Origin of the sequence: Mesorhizobium sp. M0028, from assembly GCF_040323855.1 — a bacterium.
Taxonomy (GTDB): domain Bacteria; phylum Pseudomonadota; class Alphaproteobacteria; order Rhizobiales; family Rhizobiaceae; genus Mesorhizobium.
On sequence record NZ_JAMYVG010000002.1, the window covers coordinates 158,716 to 181,690 of the forward strand.

Sequence of the window (22,975 nt, forward strand, 5' to 3'; positions counted from 1 at the left end):
ATGTCGCCCAAAAGTGTGCAGCGGTTTTGGGAAAACGACATGCACAAACAAACGAACTAAAGCGCGTCGCGCTTTAGTTTCGCCCCCTGAGGTGACGCACCTTGCGCAGCTGCGGGAACAGCACCGCCCATAGGCCGGCAACAGCGATCGCCCCGACGCCGCCGATCACCACGGCGGGAACCGTGCCGATCAACGCGGCCATTGTGCCGGCGCGGAATTCGCCGAGCTCATTGGAGGCGCCGACAAACACCTGGTTGACGGCGTTGACGCGGCCGCGAACGTCGTCCGGCGTCCACAGCTGGATCAGCGTCTCGCGGATATAGACGCTGAACATGTCGGTGGCGCCGAGCAGGGCAAGGGCTGCGATCGACAGCCAGGTGATGGTCGAGAGGCCGAACAGGACGGTGAACGCGCCGAACAGCGCGACGAAGCCGAGCATGACAAGGCCGGCATGGTTGCGGATCGGATGCCCGGCCAGCCAGATGGCGACGCAGATGGCGCCGACGCCGGGCGCCGAGCGCAGCAGGCCGAGCCCCCACGGGCCGAGTTCGAGGATATCGCGCGCATAGACCGGCAGCAGCGCCGAGGCGCCGGACAGGAGCACCGCGAACAGATCGAGCGAAATGGCACCGAGCACGATCTTTTCGCTCCAGATATAGCCGAAGCCGGCGAACAGGGTCTGTACCGTCGGCCTGTCGGTCCGGCTGCGCTGGGCGGGCTTCGGGATGGTGAAGATCAGCACGGCGGCAATGAGCATCAGCACGGCCGCGGTGGTGTAGGCGGCTTCGGCCGAAAGCCCGTAGAGCAGACCGCCGGCGACCGGCCCGACGATGGTTGCCGTCTGCCAGGCGGACGAGTTCCAGGCGATGGCGTTGGCGAAATCCTCGGGCGGCACCAGATTGGCGAACAATGATGACGAGGCCGGCCCGAAGAAGGCGCGCGCGATGCCGAACATGGCGAGCACGATGAAGACCGGCATCGGCCCGGAGAGGCCGCGCAGCGTCAGCAACAGAAGCGCCAAAGCGCAGCCCGCCTCGACCAGCACCGCCAGCGCCATGATCAGGCGGCGTCCAAAACGGTCGGCAACGTCGCCAGTGACCAGCACCAGCAGCAGCGAAGGCAGGAACTGGACGATGCCGACAAGCCCAAGGTCGAACGGGTCGCGGGTCAGATCGTAGATCTGCCAGCCGACGGCGACCGACACGATCTGGGTGGAGAATGTCGAGAGGAAGCGCGCCGCCCAGTAGCTCAGGAACGGCCGATGGCGAAAGGCGGCATAACGCTGGTCAGGCGGTACTTGGGATTCTGTGGTCATGGATCAGGCCCCCTGGCGGCGATGTCGGCCGGCGGGGCACTTCCACGATGGGCGCTGGTCCGGCCAAGAGAGCCTTTAGCGCAGTTCAGCGCAGGGCGCGCGCAAAAATCCGGCCTGGATCAACAATTTCCGCTCCGCCGGGCGTTGCCGCTGGCGGAGCGACCGGACCTGCTCCGAACGCTTTAGGCCGTCGCCTTGGCCTTCCTGCCCCTGCCCTTGACGGGCGCGGGCGGGGCGGCCTTGCGGCCGAGACCGATTGCCTTGGCCAGCTGCGAACGCGAGGCCGCGTAGTTGGGGGCGACCATCGGGTAGTCGGACGGCAGGCCCCATTTGGCGCGATAGGCGTCGGGCGTCAGCCCGAAATGGACGCCGATATGGCGCTTCAAGGATTTGAACTTCTTGCCGTCCTCGAGACAGATGATGTAGTCCGGCGTCACCGATTTCTTGGGATTGACGGCAGGCGTCAGCGGCGCGGCGACCGGCACTGCCGGTTGCCCGAGCCCGCCTATGGAAGCGCTGACGCTGGCGATGAGATCGCCGAGGCCGGAAGCCGGCAAGCGGTTCTTCTCGACATATGCGGACACGATATGGGCGGTCAGCTCAAGCAGGTCGATGTCTTTGCGAGCGTTGTTGTTGTCGTCGGTCAATCTATTTCTCCGTCCGTGGGGGTCGCAGAAATTCCTAGTCGGCAAATCTGCGCAATGCAATGACGCCGCACCACGTCACACATTATTTTGAATAATAATACTAACGGCAGCGCGGGATTAACAACCCTGAGCCGGTGCTCGATAATATCAGACAATCAGCAATATCAGATAATCAGGGATTTGTCGCGCCACAGTCGAAATCCGCCCTCGAAGGCGCGTGTATTGTCGCCGCGTCTGCAATCGGCGGGCAAGTCGGCGAGTTCCTCGACATTGCCGCCGCCGATGACCACGTAATCCGGCTGCATGGCGGCGCGAAGCCGGTCGACCACGTCAAAGACGTGTTTGCGCCATTTCTTCTTGCCGCGCTTTTGCAGGCCGCGTTCGCCGACATAGTCTTCGAAACTGCCGCGCTTCTTGTAGGGAAGATGGGCAAGCTCCATCGGTTGGGCGACGTTGTCGACGATCATCGCGGCCCCGAGGCCGGTTCCGAGGCCGAGGAACAGCATGCGGCCGCCTTCATAGCTGCCGACGGCCTGCATCAGCGCATCGTTGACGACCTTCACCGGTTTGCCGAACTCAGCGGCGAAATCGCAGCCGACCCAGCCCTTGCCGAGATTGGCGGGTTCGGTGAGCGGCCGGTTGTGGTGCACCGGACCCGGATAGCCCATCGAGACGACATCGTATTGCAGCCCTTCGGCCAGCGTCTTCACCGCCGCGACCATCTGCTGCGGCGTCAGCTCCGGTCCGGAAGCGGTCTTGCGCTCGTCGCCGCCGGCGCTGGTGCGGATCTTGACGTGCGAGCCGCCGATATCGATCGCAAGCACGATCTTTTCGGCGTCGGGTGCCGGTCGCTTCACCGCTTTGGCCATCGCTTTCGCCTCCCAGAAATCATTTCGATGGATTGATCCAGCCGTTCGGCGGGCCGAATCCAGTCATCGCTTCGGTCGGCCCCCAGGTCTTTGGCGCGTAGATCGCGGGCGGCGTGGTGTCGCCGAGCACCGGGCCGACGATGCGCCAGGCGAGCTCGCTGGCGTCCTGGCGGGTGAACAGCTGGCCGTTGCCGTTCATAGCGTCGCCGATCAACCGCTCGTAAGGCGGCATGTCGCCCTTCGAATCGTCGAGCGCGGTGAGCTCGACCTGCTCGCCGACCATGTCGTCGCCGGGCGCCTTGCGCCGGGCTCCGATCGAGATCGCCACCTGCGGATCGATGCGGAAGCGCACGTGATTGCAGTCGCCGGGCTTGATTGGATCGAAGACGTCGAGCGGCGGCCGTTTCAGCCGCACGATGACCTCGGTGGCGTGCACCGGCAGGGATTTGCCGGCGCGGATGAAGAACGGCACATCTTGCCAGCGCCAGGTATCGACGAAAAAGCGCACCGCCGCGAAGGTCTCGACCGGCGAGTTCGGCGCCACGCCCGGCTCGTTGAGATAGCCGTCGAACTGGCCGCGCACGACATCGTCCCTGGTCAGCGTCCGGATCGCCCGCAGCACCTGCACCTTCTCGTCGATCAGATCGTCGGCCGAGCGGCCGACCGGCGGCTCCATGGCGAGCAGCAAGAGGATGTTGAGCAGATGGTTTTCGATGACGTCGCGGATGCAGCCGACCTCGTCATAGAAGCGGCCGCGGCCCTCGACACCGAAATCCTCGGCCATGGTGATCTGCACGCTCTCGACGAAGTTGCGGTTCCAGATCGGCTCGAGGAAGGAATTGGCGAAGCGGAAATAGAGCAAGTTCTGGATCGCCTCCTTGCCGAGATAATGGTCGATGCGGAAGATCGACTTTTCGTCGAAGACCAGATGCAGTACCCGGTTCAGCCAGCGCGCCGATTGCAGATCATGGCCGAACGGCTTTTCCACCATCAGGCGTGCGCCCTGGGCGGCGCCCGACTGCTCCAGTCCCTGGACGACGACCTCGAACATGGCGGGCGGCACCGCCAGATAGTGCAGCGGCCGCTGTGCGCTGCCGAGCGCGGTCTTCAGTTTATCGAAGGTCGCAGGCGCCCGGTAGTCGCCGCTGACATAGCGCAGCAGCGACGCGAGCCTTGCGAAGATCTTCTCGTCGATGCTGCCGATGGCGTTGACGATGCCGTCGCGGGCGCGCGCCTGCAGCTTGGCGATATCCCAAGGATCGAAGGCGACGCCGATCACCGGCTCGTTCAGCGTTCCCTTGGCCACCATGGCGTAGAGGGCGGGGAAGATCTTCTTGTGGGCGAGATCGCCGGTGGCGCCGAAAAGCACCAGCGTGTCCGATCGTTCCTGGCTCATGGGCGTGCCTCCCTGTCGCCCGTCACGAGCCGGCCTTGGGTTTTTCGACATGGCCGCCAAAGGCATAGCGCATGGCGGACAGAAGCTTGTCGGCGAATTCGGACTCGCCTTGCGAGGAGAACCTGTCGAACAGCGCCGACGACAGCACCGGCGCCGGCACGCCGGTGTCGATCGCCGCCTTCAGCGTCCAGCGGCCTTCGCCGGAATCCGAGACCCGCCCGCCGAACTGTGTCAGCGACGAATCGGCCTTCAGCACGCCGGCCGTCAGGTCGAGCAGCCACGAGCCGATGACGCTGCCGTGCCGCCAGACCTCTGCCACCTCAGCGATGTCGATGTCGAACTGGTAATATTGCGGGTTCTCGAGTGGACTGGTTTCGGCGTCGGCGGTGCGCTGCCGCTTGCCGGCGTTCGCCGATTTCAGGATGTTCATGCCCTCGGCATAGGCGGCCATGACGCCGTATTCGATGCCGTTATGGACCATCTTGACGAAATGGCCGGCGCCGCTTGGTCCGCAGTGGAGATAGCCGAAGGGAGCGGTTCCGGCGTCCTTGCCGGGCGCAGGCGAAGCGGCGTCGGCGCCGGGCGCCAGCGTTGCGAAGACTGGATCGAGATGCTGCACCGCGCTGTCGGGGCCGCCGATCATCAGGCAATAGCCGCGCTCGAGGCCCCAGACGCCGCCGCTGGTGCCGACATCGACATAGCTCAAGCCTTTCAAGGCCAGGCGTGCGGCGTGGTCGACGGCCTCATGATAATAGGAATTGCCGCCGTCGATGATGATGTCGCCCGGCTCCATCAAGGCGGCCACCTGGTCGACGATCCGGCCGGTGATCGCCGCCGGCAGCATCAGCCAGGCGCTGCGCGGCTTCGCCAGCTTGCCGACGAACTCCTCCATCGAGGGGGCTCCGACCGCGCCGGCGGTCACAAGCGCCGCGACGCTCGCCGGGTTGATATCGTAGACGACGCATTCGTGGCCATCACGCAGCAGGCGCCGAACCATGTTGGCGCCCATCCGGCCCAGTCCCATCATTCCTATCTGCATGGTCTCGTCCTGCCTTACTTGAGGGATCGATGATCTAGTGGCTGTGCGGCATCGTCGATACCAACGGAAAAGTCGACATTCTCCCAACGTCCGGCATCGGACCAGAAGAATGTGAAGACAATGCTATTGTCCGGGCTATTGCCCGGAGCGGCGTCGGCAACCGGCAATTCCGCAAGATGGATGCCGAAAAGGTTCGCAGCGGTCTCGCTGTCATGGACGGTGGCCCAATTGTCGCTGCTCCAATGAACCACCGCCCGAGCCAGAAGTTCGATGCGCAGCGCCTTGCCTGCCGGTATGGTACGGATCTTGTGGTTGAAGCGCCATGCCCTGAGGCGCGACACCGTCCTGCCCTCGATATAGCGCTTGACGCCTTGCGGCGGCATGTCGAACACGGCGCCGTCGCGCAGCGACCGCAGCAGCTTGATGTGCTCGGAATGCGCCCAGACCAGCGGCTTGGCGCTGCCGGAGGGGCCGCCATGCCGCAATTCGCGCTCCGGCATATCGGGACCATCCCAGACCTGCTCCGGCAGCAGGCCGCCCGGCCCGGCAGAGTTCTCGAACGTGTTGAGAAGGCTTGCCGCTCTGTCCTTGCGTCCCGCCGCCAACTCGTAATGGGCGCGCTCGCCGACCAGCAGCGGCCAGGGCCGGCCCTGGCCGGTTCCATCGAACGGTGCGCCGTCGGCATGCTCGCCATAGCCGTCGCCATTGTAACGGTACCAGAGCGGGCCCTGCGGCAGTTCGCAGCGCAATTGCGCGTCGATGACCTTGACCGTGTCGAGGATGCGCGGATCGTCGGCTGCCCTCAGGCCGAAGCGGACCAGCGCCAGCGCATCCGGGCTGACGATCGCTTCGGCCGGGCGGTCCGTATCGCCGGGCGCGCGGTTCTTGATCGGCACAAAGCCGTCCTTCGGCGATGCGGCGCCGGCCCTGTCGGGCGGGGCGATGCGGACATAGTAGCCTTCGACGCCGGCCTCGTCGCATGCGGTGGTGCCGGTGACGTAGGTCCAGCGCTCGATCTGATCGTTCCAGACATCGGCGGTTTCGCGCAGATAGTTTGCCGGCTCTGTTTTGCCGGCGGCATCGAACATGTCCGCAGCCGCAAGCAGCGCGGCGATCTCGACGGCAAGCGTGAACGGGCTGTAGCCGGCGTCTTCCTCCCAGCGGTCCTCGCCGGTGACGGGGCCGTTGCGTACGACATAGGCGGCAGCGCGCTCGATCATCGGCATGAAGGAGGAGAGTACCGCAGGCGGCAAATGCCCGGCGCGGCGCAGCGCGTCGGCGAGCAGCAGCGGAAAGGCGCACTCGTCCATCTGGATGCCCGGCCAATAGACCGACCCGTCGAGCCAGGCGTTCTGCGGCCAATGGCCGTCCGGCTGCTGGATCGAGCGCAGATAGCCAAGGATGCGCAAGGCTTCCGCCGGGTCGCCGGCGGCGAGGAATCCGCCGGCGGTTTCGACCAGATCGCGCGGCCAGACCAGGTGATAGCCGCCGAGATCGTCGTCGCCCTTGTTGAAGCCCCACGGGATCGACAGGCTGGCCACGGCTGCTCCGGTCGACGAGCGGTGTGTCGCCAGCACCGCCGTGCTGAGGCGGTAGGGATTGAGGGCGGACACCGCATGCCGGTCCAGCGGCAGCAATCCGGCCTGCCATTGGCGCCATTTGTCGACGTAGGATCCGGCTGCGGGCCCAAAACCTTGGTTCAGGCTGGCGAAAGCAGTTTCCGCCGCCTGTTGCGGCGTCGTGCCGAAGCCCAGCGCCAGCAACATTTTTGGGTTCGCAGCCGAAAAGGCGATCTCACCGGTCAGCGCGACATTGCCGTCCTCGGCCCTGCGGCAGGCCGGATCGAGCCGGCCGCTTTGACGAAGCTGCTGCCAGCCGTCGGAGACGCCGACATAGCCGGCCGCGCACGCCTTCCACGGCCGCGACGAGGCGAGCGCCAGGCAGACGCCGCGTCCCGATGCAAACAGAACAGGCTGTCCTTCATGGTCGTCGATCCAGGCAGTGTTGCCCATGCCGGCATTGACGAGGTGCGGCGCCAGCAGCGCGTAGACGCGGTAGTCGCTGGCGGCACCCTTGAGCGACGTGAACATGATCTCCTGCAGCAAGACGGGACGTTCCGGATCGGTGAGGACGCGCTTCTCGATCCGGTAGCTTCCATCGGCTGCGGTGTTGACCAGCCGATAGGCAGGCACCCCGTCCTCGAGGGGTTCGATGCGATGTTCGGCGTCGCGCTTCTCTTCGGAGAAATAGCCGTCGGGTCCGGTGACGATCAGCCCCAGATCGCGGGTGCATGCGCTGTCGAGGCGGGAATAGTAGATCTCGTTGAGGATACCGTGGCTGATGGTGAACCAGATCGGGCAGGCCGGCGACAGCGCGGTGCCGACGCCGCTCTTGGCGCTCGACGTCCAGCGCGCCGGAATGCCGGGTGCACCCGGGGCAAGGTTCACTGCCATTTAATCGGTCTCCATCGCCATCCCTAGACCAGGAGTCGAACCGGTTTCAATGATTGCACCGCAAGTTGATCGTCGGCCATGGATTGATGTTGACAGCTTGCTGGCTATCTGCATTTGTCTGATAATAGATAAAAAACAGCATTGTGAGCGTATCAGCCATTAGCCACCAGCCAGCCATTAGCCACCAGTAAGACAGCAACTCACGGGAGGAGTATGACATGAAGAAAATATTCGTTTTGGGCGCCCTTGCAGCGATGCTTGCCGCAGGCACCGCGCTTGCCGATACCAGCGGCAAAAAGATCGCTTTCTCCAACAATTACGCCGGCAATTCGTGGCGGCAGGCGATGCTGGACAGCTACGGCATCGTCACCAAGAAGGCAGTCGCCGACAAGGTGGTCGGCGCCGCCGACGTCTTCACGACGGCCGACAAGGAAGTGCCGACGCAGGCAGCCCAGGTGCAGAACCTGATCCTGCAGGGCTATGACGCGATCGTCATCAACGCGGCATCTCCGGATGCCCTCAACGGCGCCATCAAGCAGGCCTGCGACGCCGGCATTGTCGTCGTCTCCTTCGATGGCATCGTCACCGAACCCTGCGCCTACCGCGTCGTCGTCGACTTCAAGGACATGGGCAAGCAGGAAGTCGAGCAGATGGCCAAGTTCCAGCCCAAGGGTGGCAATCTGCTGGAAATCCGTGGCCTTGCCGGCACTTCGATCGACGATGCCATCCATGCCGGCATCCTCGAAGGTGTCGCCGCCCATCCCGAGTTCAAGATCGTCGGCTCGGTGACCGGCGACTGGGACCAGACCACGGCACAGAAGGCCGTAGCGACGATCCTGCCGTCGCTGCCGGATGTGGTCGGTGTCGTCGACCAGGGCGGTGACGGCTACGGCGCGGCGCAGGCCTTTGCCGCCGCCGGCAAGCCGCGCCCGACCATCATCATGGGCAATCGCCAGGACGAGTTGCAATGGTGGAAAGAGCAGAAGGAAAAGGACGGTTACCAGACCTGGTCGGCTTCGATCGCGCCAGGCGTATCGACGCTTGCCTTCTGGGTGGCGCAGCAAGTGCTCGACGGCCGCACCGACGTGCCGCACGACCTGCTGGTTCCTTATCTCGCCTTCACACAGGACGATTTCGAGGCAGCGTTGCCGAAGATTCCGAAGGGCGGCGTCGCCAGCCACGAATACACGCAGGAAGACGCCGTCGCGGCGATCAAGGCCAACATCAAGTGAGCATGGCACTATTGTTGCCGCCACAGATAACCGGGTATCGTTGAGGGATGCCCGAGGCCAGTGCAGACATCATCAGGCCTGACGGCGCCGAAAAACATTTCGGTGCCGTCAGTATGGACATCATAAGACTGGGCGGCGCCGAAAAACATTTCGGTGCCGTCAGGGCGCTCGACGGTGTCGATTTCAGCGTTCGTGCCGGAGAATGCGTCGGTCTCGTCGGCCATAACGGCGCCGGAAAGTCGACGCTCATGCATATGGTGGCCGGCACGCTTACCCCCGACAGCGGGCAGATCGCGGTCCGCGGCGGCGTCGAGGCAAGTTATTCGGTGCCGCGCGCACAGCAGCTCGGCATACGTTGCGTTTTCCAGGAACTGTCGCTCTGCCCGAACCTCAGCGTCGCCGAGAATACGCGGATCAACCACGCCTCGCTTAATGGCTTCGGCTGGCGGCGCAAGGCCGCCCATCTGATTGCCGCCAAGCTCGACGAGATATTCCCCGGCCACAGCATCTCGGCATCCGACATCGTCGGCGATCTTTCCATCACCAGCCGGCAGATGGTGGAGGTGGCGCGCGCCTTCACGGTCACGCAGGAGCCGCTCGAACTGGTCATCCTCGACGAGCCGACATCCTCGCTCGATGCGCATACCGCCGGCCAGCTGCTGGCGTTCGTGCGCCGCTTCATCGCCGCCGGCAAGAGCTGCATCCTGATCTCGCATGTGCTGGGCGAAGTGCTCGGAAATGCCGATCGCATCGTGGTGATGCGCGACGGCAAGGTGGTCGCCGCCGGGCAGGCCGACGCCTTCGACCGCGACAGGCTGGTGACGGCGATGGGCGGAGCGGAGGCGCGCGAGAAGGCCGCCGCAGAGATTGCGAGCGGCAAGCCGGAGCCCGGTCCGCTGCGGGTCCGGGCGCGGCCGGCGCGACAGCAGGACGGCAATGAGCTCATCGCCCGTGCCGGTGAGATCATCGGCCTTGCCGGACTTGCCGGGCATGGCCAGACCGACCTGTTGCTGGCGATCTTTGCCGCGGCTTCCCGCGCCAAGACCGGCATCGAGGTCACCGCGCCGGTGGCGCTGGTTGCCGGCGACCGCCAGTCGGACGGGATTTTTCCGCAATGGTCGATCGCCGAGAACATCGGCATCCGTTCGCTGGCGCGATTGCGCAACGGCCTCTTGATCTCGCCGCAGCGCGAAGCCGAGCTCGCCCAGCTGTGGCAGCGGAAAATCGGCATCCGCACGCCCGACATGAACAACAACATCTTCTCGCTGTCCGGCGGCAACCAGCAGAAGGCCTTGTTCGCGCGGGCGCTCGGCTCCGACGCCAAGATCGTGCTGATGGACGATCCGATGCGCGGCGTCGATATCGGAACCAAGCTCGAAGTCTACGATCTCGTGCGCGAAGAAGCTCGCCATGGCCGCACATTCCTCTGGTACACCACCGAAACCGAAGAGCTCGACAATTGCGACCACATCTATGTGTTCAAGAACGGCCGGATCGTCGCCAACCTTCGTCGCGACGAACTGACGGAGGAAAAGATCATCCAATCCTCGTTTGGCGACGCGGCCTGAGATGACGGCGGCATCCATCGAGAATGGGCTAAAATCGTCGGCTCGCGCCACGAGGCGGGCGCGCATGCTGCGCAGCCTGCTGCCGGCACTGTCGTTGGCGCTGGTGCTCATCGCTATCGCCTGGCTCAACCCGCGCGCCATCAGCTATTTCGGCTTCAGCCTGATGCTCAATCTGGCGATCCCGATCGCGCTGGCGACGATCGCGCAGATGTTCGTCATCGCCGGCAACGAGCTCGATTTGTCAATCGGCACCTTTGTCGGCTTCGTCGGCTGCGTCACGGCGACATGGCTGAAGGACGCGCCGTTGCTCGGCGTCGTCATCCTGCTCGGGTCGATCGGTGTCTACGCGCTGCTCGGCGCGCTGATCCATCTGCGCAACCTGCCCTCGATCGTGGTGACGCTCGGCATGAGTTTCGTCTGGCAGGGCCTGGCCATCCTGATCCTGCCAAAGCCCGGCGGCAAGGCGCCGGACTGGCTGCTGGCGCTGATGGCCTTCAAGCCACCCTTCATTCCGTTCCCGATCATCGCGGCATTGCTGATCGCGGCGGTCGTCCACTTTGGCCTGATGCGCACCTCCTATGGTGTCATCCTGCGTGGATCGGGCGGCAATTCAGCCGCACTCAAGCGCGCCGGCTGGTCGCTGCTCCGTACCAAAATCGCGCTGTTTGCGCTGACCGGCCTGTTCGGCGTTTTGTCCGGCATGGCGCTGATCGGCATCACCACCTCGGCCGACGCCAATATCGGCAATGGCTACACGTTGCTTTCGATCGCCGGCGTCATCCTCGGCGGCGGTGAGTTCGTCGGCGGCCGGGTGTCGCCGATCGGCGCCGTCATCGGCGCGTTGACGCTGGCGCTGGCCGCATCGCCACTGCTGACGTTCATGCACATTCCGCCCGACTGGCAGGTTGCCGCCAATGGCGCCATCCTGATCATCGTGCTGGCGGCCCGGGTGCTGATCAGCCGCAGGGAGAGGTGAGCATGGTCTCGCTGCGGACACTGCTCGCCAGACCCTGGATCTGGTCGTTCTTCGGGGCGCTGCTGGTGTGGCTGGCGACGATCGCCTTCACCGGCGGCTATGGCGGAGGCGGGATGATCACGGCGGCGCTGTCGCTTGCCGTCTTCACCGTCATCGTCGGCGTCGGCCAGATGTTCGTCATCACGCTCGGGCCGGGCAATGTCGACCTGTCGCTGCCGGCCAATATCGGCCTTGCCAGTGCTGTCGCCATGAAGGTCATGGACGGCAATGATGCGATGATCGCGGTCGGGCTGCTGACCGCGCTTGCCTGCGGCATGGCGATCGGTGCCGTCAACTACCTTCTGATATGGGCGCTGCGCATTCCGCCGATCATCGCGACGCTGTCGGCCAGCTTCGTCATCCAGTCGGTCGACATCAGCTATGGGCGCGGCTTGCAGATCAAGCCGCCGCCGGGCTTTGCCGATTTCACCAACTGGCAGGTGTTCGGCATCCCGGTGCTGGCGATCCTGACCGTGCTGTTCACCATCGGCGCCGGCATCGTTTTGCAGCGCATGATCTACGGACGCTCGGTGCTGGCGATCGGCCAGAACATCCGCGCCGCCTGGCTGGCAGGCGTCAATGTCGGCCGCACCCGCTTCCTCACCTACACGCTGTCGGGCGCGCTCGGCGGCCTCGACGGTGCACTGCTCGCCGGTTATTTCCGCGGCGCCAATGTCGATATCGGCAATGAGTATCTGCTGGCGTCGATCGCGGTCGTCGTCATCGGTGGCACGTCGGTAGCCGGCGGCAAGGCCAATGTGCCGGGGGTCTGGGGCGCGGCGCTGTTCCTCGTGCTGCTGTTGACCATGCTCAACACGTTCGGCGTAAGCGTCGGCGTGCGCCTGGTGCTGACCGGGCTGATCATCGTCGGCGTCATCACCGCGGCCGGCGGGCAGAAGGCGCTGCGCTAAGGCAGGCCACCCGGCGGCGAGAGGATATCGATCCGGCCCGCAAACATGTGGTTCCCATCCGCATGCCAGCGCTGTAAATCCCGTCGGGCTCCTGGCCAACATCATTGTATGAGGTTTGCGTGCCCGATTTCGTCAGCACTACAAGGCACGGCAACGTCGCGCTGGTGACCATCGACAATCCGCCGGTCAACGCGCTGAGCTTCCATGTGCGCGAGCCGTTGATGCGGGCGCTCGTTTCCCTGCGGGACGAGCCGTCGGTGGGAGCAATCGTGATAGCCTGCGCCGGGCGGACCTTCGTCGCCGGCGCCGACATCACCGAATTCGGCAGACCGGCGCAGCAGCCGGAATTGCGCGCCATTGTCGCCGTGCTGGAAACCATCGCCAAGCCGACGGTCGCCGCCATTCACGGCACTGCGCTCGGCGGCGGCCTGGAACTGGCGCTCGGCTGCCATTTCCGTGTTGCCGACCGAGCGGCAAGGCTCGGCCTGCCGGAAGTCAAGCTCGGCCTGCTGCCGGGCGGCGGCGGCACGGTTCGCCTGCCGCGCTTGGTTGGTCCGCTGAAGGCACTCAGCATGATCGTTTCGGGAACGCCGATCAATGCGGCCGAGGCGCGCGCCGCCGGTCTGGTGGATGCCGTCTTCGATGGCGACCTGACCGCGCAAGCGGTGAGTTTCGCCAGCGAAACGGCCGCGAAAGGCGGTCCGTTCACGCCGGTGCGCGACCGCAACGATCGCCTCGACCAGGCCGACTTGCCGGCCTTCGACAAGGAGGCGGCAACGCTTGCGGGCAAAGCGCGCGGTCTCGAGGCGCCGATAGCCTGTGCGCAGTCGGTCCGCAACGCCCTCACGCTGCCCTTCGACGAAGCGCTGGCGGCCGAACGCGACCTGTTCGTCAAGCTTGTCGCCGGCGACCAATCACGCGCGCAGCGGCATTTGTTCTTCGCTGAACGTGAGGCGGCAAAGCTTGCCGGCAAGGATGTCGTCAGGCGCAAGATCGCCCGGGTCGGCGTCATCGGCGCCGGCACGATGGGCGGCGGCATCGCCATGGCGTTCGCCAATGGCGGTCTTCCCGTGACCTTGCTGGAAACAACGCAGGAAGCATTGCAACGCGGGCTGGCGACGATCGACAAGAACTATGCCGTTTCCGTCACCCGCGGGTCGCTGAGCGAAGACGCCAAGCGCCAGCGGCTGGCTTTGTTCAGGGGCAGCACCGACTATGCAGACCTCGCCGATTGCGACCTGATCGTCGAGGCTGTGTTCGAGGAAATGGCGGTCAAGAAGGAGGTATTCGGCAGGCTCGATGCGGTGGCCAAACCGGGCGCGATCCTTGCCACCAACACCTCTTATCTCGACGTCAACGAGATCGCCGCTTCGACGTCGCGGCCGCAAGATCTCCTTGGCATGCATTTCTTTTCGCCGGCTAACGTCATGAAGCTTCTGGAAATCGTCCGCGCCGACAAGACCTCGCCGGACGTGCTGACGACCATCGTCGATCTGGCGCGGCGGATCGGCAAGGTGCCGGTCGTCGTCGGCGTCTGCCACGGCTTCGTCGGCAACCGCATGCTGGCGGCGCGGGGTGCGGAACTGGAGGCGCTTCTGCTCGAGGGTGCAATGCCGCGCCAGGTCGACCAGGTGTTCACCGATTTCGGCTGGCCGATGGGGCCGTTCCAGATGAGCGATCTCGCCGGCCTCGACATAGGCTGGCGCAACCGCAAGGCGCGTGGCCAGACGGCTGACATCGCCGACACGTTGTGCGAACAGGGCCATTTCGGCCAGAAGACCGGCAGCGGCTTCTATCGCTATGAGAACGGTTCGCGCACGCCGCTGCCCGATCCGGAGGTCGAAGCGCTCATCCACAACAAGGCTGCTGAACGCGGCATTGCACCGCGGGCAATCGGCGCCGAGGAGATCATCGAGCGCACGCTCTATCCGATGATCAACGAGGGCGCCAAAATCCTCGAGGAACAGATTGCCGCCCGCGCGTCCGATATCGACGTCGTCTGGGTCAACGGCTATGGCTTCCCGGTCGGCAAGGGCGGGCCGATGTTCTGGGCAAGCCGCGAAGGCGTGGACAAGATCATCCGGCGGTTGGATCACTGGCACCAGCAGACCGGCGAGGACGTCTTCCGGGCGGCACCTCTGCTCAGGCAAATGGCCGAAACCGGTTCCTGGGACGGCGCTGCCGGCTGAACTTGGGACTACCGAATCCGTGCATCCATGATCTCGACAAAACGCGCGAATAGGCCCGCCTGCGATTTGATCTTGAGCTTGCGGTAGATGTTACGGCGATGGACTTTTACGGTTCCCGGCACGATGCGCATCGCCCTGGCGATTGATTCCGTGGAATGGCCCTGAAGCACCAGGTCGACGACATGCTGTTCGCGCGGCGTGAGCGAAAGGCTCTTCCAGATGTGAGCACGTTCGAACTCGCTGACTGGAGCAATCGTTTCGTCCTGCTTCGTCTCTGCCGGTTTGTCGGCCGGAAGATCATGCCAGCGCAGCCTGATGAGATTGATCACCGCAGGCGCCATGTCGCGCAGCAACCTCGCATCGGCGGTTCCGAAAGGTCCCGAAGCGCGCAATCGCATCAGCGAGAGCACCAGTGCGTCCTTTCCCGGCAGCGGCACAAAAAAGCCGACCTCCTCCGCAAGTCTGGTCTGGCTGTAATAGGAGCGGTAATATTCGCTGGCATAGAAGCGATCCGGCGCCAATTCGCGCATGCGCCAAAAGCCTTCCTTGCGCTCGACCGCAGCATGGTGGAACGGATCGAGCAGATAAGGCCCTTCCTGATAGAGCGCGACGAAGACGTGGCTGTCGGCCGGCGAGAATGTCTCGAACAGCAGCGGCGGGCGTAAGGCGCCGCGATAGCCGAAGATCACGCAATGATCGAAGCTGACATGCTGCCGGAGCCAGGCCACCATTGCCTTGCCGAAAAGCTCGCCGCTGGTCTCCCGCGTCGCTGCGATGAGCGCAGCGAGCCGGCTGTATTCATCGCTGCGCGAAACGCCCAATTCATACCCCTCCAGACGAGAAAATAGACAAAATATACCACCTGGGAGGTATATACTAGCCGCCATTGGCTCTGATAGCGTTTCGAGATCAACTAGCCGCTGGAGCCCGCAGCTTTGACCGCAGTGCCCGACATCGAGTTTCGCGGGGTCACCAAACGCTACGGCAGCGTGATCGCGGTCAGCGGCATCGATCTTGCCATCCCGCCGTCTGCCTTTGTCGCCTTGCTCGGGCCGTCCGGCTGCGGCAAGACAACCTGTTTGCGCATGATCGGCGGCTTCGAACAGCCAAGCGAAGGCGCGGTATTCATCCGTGGCCACGACATGGCCGGCACGCCGCCCTATCGGCGGCCGGTCAACATGGTGTTCCAGCAATATGCGTTGTTTCCGCATCTGGATGTCGAGGACAACATCGCCTATGGCCTGCGCCAGGCGCGGCCGCGCCTGTCGTCGCGCGAGATCAGCCTGAAAGCAGGCGAGGCGCTCGCCATGGTGCGGCTTGCCGGCTATGGACGCCGCAAGATCCATGAGCTTTCCGGCGGCCAGCAGCAGCGTGTCGCCCTGGCGCGGGCGCTGGTCAACAAACCGGCGGTGCTGCTGCTCGACGAGCCCCTGGCGGCGCTCGACAAGAAGCTGCGCACCGACATGCAGATAGAGCTGCAGAACCTGCAGCGCGAGATCGGCATCACCTTCGTCCTGGTCACCCACGATCAGGAAGAAGCACTGTCGATGAGCGATTTCGTCTGCGTCATGAATGGCGGGCGTATCGTCCAGCTTGGGCAGCCGAGCGAAATCTACGACGAACCCGCCGACCTCTTTGTCGCCGATTTCGTCGGCAAGACCAATCTGTTGAGCGGCAAGGTCGTCGGGCTCTCGGGCAAGCTCGTCGAGGTGGCGCTTGCCGATGGCACTGTCATTGCCGCGCGCAAGCGGACTTCGATGGCTCAGGGTGAAGCCGTTTCGGTCAGCCTGCGCCCTGAATCGCTAAGCCTCGGCGCGCCCGGAAGCGGCCGGCTGAACGGGCTTGTCCGCAACCGGATCTTTCTCGGTTCGACCGCGGAATATGCAATCGAGGTCCAGGGCATCGGGACGCTGCTCGCAAAGGCCGATCATCTGATTGGCGGTGGAAATCTCTTCAAGCCGGGTGAACCTGTTGCCATCGGCTTTGCAGCCGGAACGCCGCTGGCGTTTCCGGAGAATAACGGGACCAACCAGAGGGAAAACAAAAATGTCGAAATCATATCGTGACGGACTGCCGATAAGCCCTGAAAAGTTCGTCGATCAATTGATGCGCCTCAAGCGGGGTTCCATCGGCCGCCGCGAGTTCCTTGGCCTTACCGGCCTGGGCATCGCAACGGCGGTGATGGCCCGCGAGCTCGGCATCATGCCGGCGCCGGCTTTCGCCCAGGAAGGTCTTGGCGACCGCATGTCGATTGCCACCTGGCCCAATTATCACGACCCGGCGACGTTCGAGAATTTCCAGGCCGAGACCGGCGTTGCCGTCGAGGTCAATGTGTTCGGCTCAAACGAGGAGATGCTGGCCAAGCTGCAGGCCGGCGCCTCGGGCTGGAGCCTTTTCGTTCCAACCAACTACACGATCTCGACTTACAAGAAGCTCGGCATCATCGAAGCGCTCGATATGGCCAAGCTTGCCAATTATGACGGCTCGCAAGAAGACCCGCGCTTCACTGGGGAAGGCACCATCGACGGCGTGGCCTACGCTGTGCCGAAGAATTGGGGCACCACCGGCTTTGCCGTCAACACCAAGAAACTGGCCAAGCCGATGACGAGCTGGAAGGAATTCTGGGACACGGCGATGGCGGAGGGCGACGGCCGGACCATGGTTCATGATTACCAGCTGACCACGATCGGCAACGCGCTGAAATATTTCGGCTTCTCGTTCAACTCGCTGAAGCCGGACGAACTCGCCAAGGCGGAGGAATTGCTGCTGAAGGTCAAGCCGCATCTGTTCGCGGTCTCCAGCGACTACCAGCCGTCGATGCGTGCCGGCGACGCCTGGATGACGATGTGCTGGACCAATGACGGGGCGCAGCTCCACCGCGACATCCCCGAAATCGCCTACGTGCTTGGCAAGGAAGGCGGCGAGATCTGGACCGACTTCTACGCAATCCCCAAGGATGCGCCCAACAAGCCTGCGGGTTATGCCTTGCTCAACTATTTGATGAACCCGAAAGTCGCGGTCAAGGAGCACCTGGCCAACGGTGCGCCTTCCACCGATGCGCGGGTCAATGCGCTGCTGCCCAAGGAGGTGCTGGAAAATCCGATCCTCTATCCGGCGGCGGATCTGCTCAAGCCACTCGAATTCGGTGCAGCCGCGACCTTGACCGACCCGGGCCGGGCCGAATTGATGGCACGCTTCAAGTCGGCTTGAACCGGGCGGACCAAAGGTCCGATGCAGGCAACTCCCCCGGCGGACAGATGTCCGCCGGCATCGGGGCGATTTTTCAATGCGCAGCAATGTTCTTCGTCACAATCTCCTGACCGCCCTGCTGCTCGGTCCGGCGACCGCATGGCTGTTGGTGTTTTTAGTTTTGCCGTTCGTGGCGATCGCCGTTTTCAGCGTCGGCGAGCGGGCGCCGGAAGGCGGCTATCAGGCCGCTTTCACCTTGGCGCAGTATGCCAATCTTCCGGCGCGGGCGACCGCCTTCTGGAACACCATGGTGCTGGCGCCGGCCGGTGCACTGGCCTGTCTTCTCGTTGCCTATCCGGTCGCCTATTACCTCGCCTTGCGCGCGCCGGAGCGGTGGCGGCTGATCCTGCTTGCGCTTGTCGTCATCCCGTTCTGGACCAGCCTGCTGATGCGGACTTATGCCTGGATGTATGTGCTTGGCGGGCGCGGCGTCCCAGCTCTGCTGGCCTATGTCGGGATGGAGGATGTGCGGCTGATCAATACGCCGGGAGCGGTTCTGCTCGGCATCGTCTATGGTTATCTGCCGCTGATGATCCTGCCGATCTATGTCAGCCTCGAGCGGCTCGATCGCCGGCTGCTGGAGGCCTCCGCCGATCTCGGCGCGACGCCGATCTCGACATTCCTCGGCGTGACGCTGCGGCTGTCGCTGCCAGGTGTGATGACCGGCTTCTCGCTGGTCATGATCCTGTTGCTCGGCGAATATCTGATCCCAACGCTACTCGGCGGCGGCAAGGTCTTCTTCATCGGCAACGCGCTGGTCGATCTGTTCCTGCAATCGCGCAACTGGCCGTTCGGATCGGCAATCGCCATAACCCTTGTAGCGGTTTCCGTGGTCGTGCTGCTTGCCGCGAACCGCATTTCGACACGGCTTTCGGGTGCCCGCCGGGTGGACCTGATCTGATGCGTGCCTTCGTCGTTGCGGTCTTTGCCTTTCTCTACCTGCCGATCGCGCTGGTGGTGCTGTTCTCGTTCAACGCCGGCCACCACGCCAGCGAGTTCACTGGCTTCTCGGTGCAATGGTACGGCAAGGCACTGGCGAACCCGTTCCTGGTCGAAGCGCTGAAGAACAGCCTGTTAATCGCCACGACCAGCGCCTTGCTCGCGGCACTCTGCGGCACCGCGGCGGCGCTTGGCCTGGCGCGTGTCGGCGCGCGGACGCGAGCCGTCTTCGATGCGCTTTTGGGTGCTGCGATCGTCGTTCCTGGCGTCGTCATCGGCATCTCGACGCTGGTCGCGCTGGTCCAGCTATTCGGGGTGGTCAACCCGTTTGTCGCTTCGCTGTGGCCGAACGATCAGCCACCGCGCCTGGCGCTCGGCTATGGCTCGATCATCGCCGCGCACGGGCTGTTTTCGATGGCGCTGGTGGCGATGATCGTCGGCACGCGCCTCGGCAGCCTCGACCGCAATCTGGTCGAGGCTTCGAGCGATCTTTACGCCACCCCGCTGACGACGTTCCGCAGCATCGTGTTGCCGCAGATCATGCCGGCGGTGGTCGCCGGCTTCCTGCTCGCCTTCACATTCTCCTTCGACGATTTCATCGTCGCTTTTTTCGTCGCCGGCGCGCAGACGACATTGCCGATCTATGTCTTTGCCTCGATCCGGCGCGGGGTCACGCCGGAGATCAATGCCATCGCGACGATCGTGCTCGTCGCCTCCGTTCTGCTCGTGGTGCTCGCCCAATGGCAATTGCGCCAGCGAAAACCATCCCACTGAAAGACAAAAACATGATTCTGAAAGATCGCATCGCCGTGGTGACGGGCGCAGGGTCGGGGATCGGGCGTGCCGGCGCCATGATAATGGCCAGGGAAGGCGCGCTCGTGGTGATCGCCGACAGGGACCAGGCGGCGGGGGAAGCAACCGCTTCCGACATTCGTGCGTCCGGCGGTCGGGCCGAAGCCGTCGCCACCGATGTCGGCGACGATGCGGCGGTCGAGCAGCTCGTCGCAGGAACGCTGGGCCGGCATCGGCGGATCGACATCCTGCACAATCATGCCGGGATCCAGGTCGGCGGCACGCTGACCGAAGTCGGCGCCGACGGCATGGATGCCTCCTGGCGGATCAATGTGCGGGCGCAGTTCCTCGCGGCCAGGCTGGTCATGCCGTCGATGATCGCGCAAGGCGGCGGGGTGATCCTGAATACCGCCTCGAATTCGGGTGTGTTCTACGACCGCGAAATGATCGCCTACGCAACCTCAAAACATGCCGTGGTGGCGATGACCCGGCAGATGTCGCTCGACTATGCCCGGCACAATGTCCGCGTCAACGCGTTGTGCCCCGGCTGGGTCGACACGCCCTTCAACGAACCGTTTATCGCGCAGATGGGCGGGCGGGCGGCGATCGAAAACTATGTCCGCACCAAGATCCCCATGCAGCGCTGGGCCAGCGCGGAGGAAATTGCCGAAGCGATCCTGTTTCTCGTTTCGGACCGCTCGTCCTTCATGACCGGGCAGGCGTTGGTGATCGACGGCGGTGAAAGCATCGGCTGATCCGCAGCTCCCGGCGGGCGGGAGCTGAAATGCCCTTTGGCCTAACGGCCGGCGGCAAGATGTGCTTTCGTCTCAAGGAGAATGCGGCCAACATGGCTGGGCCGGGAGCAGAAATCGTCAGCGCAAAGGAAGCTGCATAATGGCCGAGGCCTATATCTGCGACTACATCCGCACGCCGATCGGCCGCTTCGGCGGTTCGTTGTCGGCGGTGCGTGCCGACGATCTCGGCGCAATCCCGCTGAGGGCGCTGGTCGAGCGCAATCCCGGCATCGACTGGGCTGCCATCGACGACGTCGTCTATGGCTGCGCCAATCAGGCCGGTGAGGACAATCGCAACGTGGCGCGCATGGTACTGCTGCTGGCCGGCCTGCCGAAGGAGATTTCCGGCTCGACCGTCAATCGCCTCTGCGGTTCGGGCATGGATGCCGTCATCATCGCAGCGCGCGCGATCAAGGCCGGCGAGGCGGAGCTGATGATATCCGGCGGCGTCGAATCGATGTCGCGCGCACCGTTCGTGCTGCCGAAGGCCGAGACCGCGTTTTCGCGCAATGCCGAAGTTCACGATACCACGATCGGCTGGCGCTTCGTCAATCCACTGATGAAGAAGCAATACGGCGTCGATTCGATGCCGGAGACGGGCGAGAACGTGGCGGAAGAGTTCGCCGTCTCTCGCGCCGACCAGGATGCGTTTGCCGTGCGCAGCCAGGACAAGGCGGTCGCCGCACAAGCCAATGGCCGGCTGGCAAAGGAAATCACGCCGGTGACGATCGCGCAGCGCAAGGGTGACCCGATCGTCGTCTCGAAGGACGAACATCCGCGCTCGGGTACCACGATCGAGGCGCTGGCCAAACTGCCGACGCCGTTCCGGCAAAGCGGCACGGTCACGGCCGGCAACGCGTCGGGCGTCAATGACGGCGCGGCGGCGCTCATCGTTGCCTCGGAAGCAGCCGTGAAAAACTACGGGCTAACGCCGATCGCCCGTATTCTCGGCGGTGCCACGGCCGGCGTGGCGCCGCGCCTCATGGGCATCGGCCCGGTGCCGGCCACGCAAAAGCTATGCGCCCGGCTCGGCCTGACGCCGCAGCAATTCGATGTCATCGAGCTCAACGAGGCCTTCGCCTCGCAAGGCATCGCCGTGCTGCGCCAACTCGGCATTGCCGAGGATGCGGAGCACGTCAACCCGAATGGCGGCGCCATCGCGCTCGGTCATCCGCTCGGCATGTCCGGGGCGCGCATCACCGGCACGGCGGCATTGGAACTGCGCGAAGTCGGCGGCCGCTATGCGCTTGCCACCATGTGCATCGGTGTCGGCCAGGGCATAGCGGTGGCGCTGGAGAGATTGTGAGCGAGCAATTCCGGCCGTTCTGAAGGTGCGGCTGCGCGAATTCCCACGTCGTTCCGCCCTTCAAATTTGACCATGTGGACAAAAGCCGGGCACCGTTCCATAGTTCCTTCGCTGATATTCCAGAGAAGAGAGCCGGCTCGACACGGCGCCAATCAGAGGGGCATGCAATGGACAACGGGAAGAGCAGAATCCAATCGAAACGCGAAGGGCTTTCGCGACGCAACGTGCTGGAACTGGGCGCGCTCGGCCTGGCGGCGGCGATGCTGCCGGGCAGCGCCTTTGCTAAGACCAAGAAGCTGAAAGTGGCGGCGATCTTCGCCACGCCGATCGAGGAGCCGTGGGACAACCAGATCCACGTCGCCCTGCAGAAGGCCGAGAAGGAACTCGGCATCGAATACAAATGGTCGGAGAAGGTGCAGACCGCCGATTTCAGCCGTGTCATGCGCGAATATGCGCAAGGCGGCTATGAGCTGGTGCTGGGCGATGCCTTCGCCGCCGAGCGCGAATCGCGCAGGACGGCCAAGCAGTTTCCTAAGACCGCCTTCCTGTTCGGTTCCGGCGCCGGGCCGGCCGAGCCGAATTTCGGTGTCTTCGACAACTGGATCCACGAGCCGGCCTATCTGTCCGGCATGATCGCCGGAAAGATGTCAAAATCGGGAACGATCGGCGCGGTCGCGGCGATGGGCATTCCGGAAGTGAACCGGCTGGTCAACGCCTTCTTTGCCGGCGCCAGGGAGGTCAATCCCAACATCAAGAAGAAGGTCGCCTTCATCGGCTCGTTCTTCGACCCGCCGAAGGCAAAGGAAGCGGCCGTCGCCCAGATCGACGCCGGCGTCGACGTCATCTATGCCGAGCGCTTCGGTGTCATCGAAGCGGCGGCGGAGAAGAAGATCCTCGCCATCTCCAACATGTCGGACCAGTCGAGCCTCGGCCCCGACACGGTGATCACCGGGCCGGTCTGGGACATGTATCCGACCGTCGAGCAGGCGATCAAGCTGGTCAAGGCCGGCGTCTTCACCGCGCAGGATTACGGCGATTTCTCGCGCATGGCCAAGGGCGGCTCCTACCTCGCGCCGTACCACAAATTCGACAAGACGCTGCCGGCCGAGGTCAAGGAACTGGTCGAGAAGAAGAAGGCCGAGATCCTCGACGGCAATTTCCGAGTCGACGTGGACGAGAATACGCCGGTCTCGGACTGAGTGCGCCCGCCCCTCCCCCTTGAGGGGAGGGTGGCCCGCAGGGCCGGGTGGGGTCCCCTGCC

At 64.2% G+C, this 22,975-nt stretch carries 19 protein-coding genes; 12 read left to right on the top strand and 7 right to left on the bottom strand.

Annotated elements, in window-relative coordinates:
• Window positions 1-73 precede the first annotated feature (73 nt).
• The 6 genes from NKJ93_RS05805 to NKJ93_RS05830 form a co-directional block, all read right to left on the bottom strand.
• Window positions 74-1,315: an MFS transporter gene (locus NKJ93_RS05805; protein ID WP_352588109.1), complete on the bottom strand. Its 1,242-nt coding sequence runs from the start codon at window positions 1,313-1,315 to the stop codon at window positions 74-76.
• 182 nt (window positions 1,316-1,497) lie between these two features.
• Window positions 1,498-1,962 carry a Ros/MucR family transcriptional regulator gene (locus NKJ93_RS05810; protein WP_023721369.1) on the bottom strand — a complete coding sequence of 155 codons (465 nt, stop codon included), beginning with the start codon at window positions 1,960-1,962 and terminating at the stop codon, window positions 1,498-1,500.
• 164 nt (window positions 1,963-2,126) lie between these two features.
• The gene (locus NKJ93_RS05815) at window positions 2,127-2,831 is read right to left on the bottom strand and encodes an ROK family protein (RefSeq protein WP_023721368.1); all 705 of its coding nucleotides are present in this window, start codon (window positions 2,829-2,831) and stop codon (window positions 2,127-2,129) included.
• Between the two features lie 19 nt (window positions 2,832-2,850).
• Complete coding sequence (zwf, locus tag NKJ93_RS05820; protein ID WP_023721367.1) at window positions 2,851-4,227, bottom strand: glucose-6-phosphate dehydrogenase; 1,377 nt, start codon at window positions 4,225-4,227, stop codon at window positions 2,851-2,853.
• Window positions 4,228-4,249: 22 nt separating this feature from the next.
• On the bottom strand, window positions 4,250-5,266 hold the full coding sequence (gene gnd, locus NKJ93_RS05825; RefSeq protein WP_352588112.1) for a phosphogluconate dehydrogenase (NAD(+)-dependent, decarboxylating): 1,017 nt from the start codon (window positions 5,264-5,266) through the stop codon (window positions 4,250-4,252).
• A gap of 14 nt (window positions 5,267-5,280) precedes the next feature.
• Window positions 5,281-7,719, bottom strand: a complete 2,439-nt coding sequence (locus tag NKJ93_RS05830; RefSeq protein WP_352588114.1) for a glucan 1,4-alpha-glucosidase — start codon at window positions 7,717-7,719, stop codon at window positions 5,281-5,283.
• 218 nt (window positions 7,720-7,937) lie between these two features.
• Here NKJ93_RS05830 and NKJ93_RS05835 point away from each other — a divergent pair, with 218 nt between their 5' ends.
• From NKJ93_RS05835 to NKJ93_RS05855, 5 genes are all read left to right on the top strand, one after another.
• Window positions 7,938-8,951 carry an ABC transporter substrate-binding protein gene (locus tag NKJ93_RS05835; protein WP_023721363.1) on the top strand — a complete coding sequence of 338 codons (1,014 nt, stop codon included), beginning with the start codon at window positions 7,938-7,940 and terminating at the stop codon, window positions 8,949-8,951.
• Between the two features lie 113 nt (window positions 8,952-9,064).
• Window positions 9,065-10,519 carry a sugar ABC transporter ATP-binding protein gene (locus tag NKJ93_RS05840; RefSeq protein WP_352494087.1) on the top strand — a complete coding sequence of 485 codons (1,455 nt, stop codon included), beginning with the start codon at window positions 9,065-9,067 and terminating at the stop codon, window positions 10,517-10,519.
• A 1-nt stretch (window position 10,520) separates the two neighbouring features.
• Window positions 10,521-11,495: an ABC transporter permease gene (locus NKJ93_RS05845; protein WP_023721361.1), complete on the top strand. Its 975-nt coding sequence runs from the start codon at window positions 10,521-10,523 to the stop codon at window positions 11,493-11,495.
• A gap of 2 nt (window positions 11,496-11,497) precedes the next feature.
• The gene (locus NKJ93_RS05850) at window positions 11,498-12,445 is read left to right on the top strand and encodes an ABC transporter permease (RefSeq protein WP_352588117.1); all 948 of its coding nucleotides are present in this window, start codon (window positions 11,498-11,500) and stop codon (window positions 12,443-12,445) included.
• Window positions 12,446-12,564: 119 nt separating this feature from the next.
• Window positions 12,565-14,634 carry a 3-hydroxyacyl-CoA dehydrogenase NAD-binding domain-containing protein gene (locus tag NKJ93_RS05855; RefSeq protein ID WP_023721359.1) on the top strand — a complete coding sequence of 690 codons (2,070 nt, stop codon included), beginning with the start codon at window positions 12,565-12,567 and terminating at the stop codon, window positions 14,632-14,634.
• A gap of 8 nt (window positions 14,635-14,642) precedes the next feature.
• On the opposite strand, the gene NKJ93_RS05860 is transcribed toward NKJ93_RS05855, so the two are convergent.
• On the bottom strand, window positions 14,643-15,455 hold the full coding sequence (locus tag NKJ93_RS05860) for a response regulator transcription factor (RefSeq protein ID WP_352481005.1): 813 nt from the start codon (window positions 15,453-15,455) through the stop codon (window positions 14,643-14,645).
• A gap of 114 nt (window positions 15,456-15,569) precedes the next feature.
• Between NKJ93_RS05860 and NKJ93_RS05865 the strand changes: the two genes are divergently transcribed.
• From NKJ93_RS05865 to NKJ93_RS05895, 7 genes are all read left to right on the top strand, one after another.
• Window positions 15,570-16,700 carry an ABC transporter ATP-binding protein gene (locus NKJ93_RS05865; RefSeq protein ID WP_023721357.1) on the top strand — a complete coding sequence of 377 codons (1,131 nt, stop codon included), beginning with the start codon at window positions 15,570-15,572 and terminating at the stop codon, window positions 16,698-16,700.
• On the top strand, window positions 16,681-17,844 hold the full coding sequence (locus tag NKJ93_RS05870) for an ABC transporter substrate-binding protein (protein WP_352588120.1): 1,164 nt from the start codon (window positions 16,681-16,683) through the stop codon (window positions 17,842-17,844). Before NKJ93_RS05865 ends, NKJ93_RS05870 begins: the two co-directional genes overlap by 20 nt.
• Window positions 17,845-17,920: 76 nt before the next feature.
• Complete coding sequence (locus NKJ93_RS05875; protein WP_352481004.1) at window positions 17,921-18,784, top strand: ABC transporter permease; 864 nt, start codon at window positions 17,921-17,923, stop codon at window positions 18,782-18,784.
• Window positions 18,784-19,596, top strand: coding sequence for an ABC transporter permease (locus tag NKJ93_RS05880; protein ID WP_023721354.1), 813 nt, complete (start codon window positions 18,784-18,786; stop codon window positions 19,594-19,596). The genes NKJ93_RS05875 and NKJ93_RS05880 overlap by 1 nt, the downstream gene beginning before the upstream one ends.
• 11 nt (window positions 19,597-19,607) lie before the next feature.
• Window positions 19,608-20,369: an SDR family NAD(P)-dependent oxidoreductase gene (locus NKJ93_RS05885; protein ID WP_352588123.1), complete on the top strand. Its 762-nt coding sequence runs from the start codon at window positions 19,608-19,610 to the stop codon at window positions 20,367-20,369.
• A 139-nt stretch (window positions 20,370-20,508) separates the two neighbouring features.
• Window positions 20,509-21,714: a 3-oxoadipyl-CoA thiolase gene (gene pcaF / locus NKJ93_RS05890; RefSeq protein ID WP_352588126.1), complete on the top strand. Its 1,206-nt coding sequence runs from the start codon at window positions 20,509-20,511 to the stop codon at window positions 21,712-21,714.
• Window positions 21,715-21,881: 167 nt separating this feature from the next.
• Window positions 21,882-22,913: a BMP family protein gene (locus tag NKJ93_RS05895; protein ID WP_352451297.1), complete on the top strand. Its 1,032-nt coding sequence runs from the start codon at window positions 21,882-21,884 to the stop codon at window positions 22,911-22,913.
• The last annotated feature ends 62 nt before the right edge of the window (window positions 22,914-22,975 follow it).